General features: G+C 80.1%; 1 protein-coding gene. It reads right to left on the bottom strand.

The annotated features are described in order from the left end of the window. Positions 1-33 precede the first annotated feature (33 nt). The coding region (locus C7C46_RS33905) for an ATP-binding protein (RefSeq protein ID WP_342775469.1) at positions 34-231 on the bottom strand (198 nt) is incomplete at its 5' end.

Genomic DNA, 231 nt, shown 5'->3' with positions numbered 1-231 from the left:
CCACCGGGTGGTCGTCCACCAGCAGCCCCCGGATCACCGCGCCTCCCCCGCGCCGACCACATCTACCGCACCGGCCACCGGTGGCAGCGCCCCCGCCAGCGGCAGCGAGACCGCCACCACCGTGCCCTCGCCCGGCGCGGACTCCACCGTCAGGTGGCCGCCCAGCGCGGCGATCCGCTCGCGCATCCCGTGCAGGCCGAAGCCGCCGGGGCGGGCGGTGCCGCGGGCGGC

This window comes from Streptomyces tateyamensis, from assembly GCF_003205575.1.
GTDB lineage: Bacteria > Actinomycetota > Actinomycetes > Streptomycetales > Streptomycetaceae > Kitasatospora > Kitasatospora tateyamensis.
The sequence above is the reverse complement of the archived record's forward strand: the minus strand, read 5'-3'. Positions and strand labels throughout refer to the sequence as shown.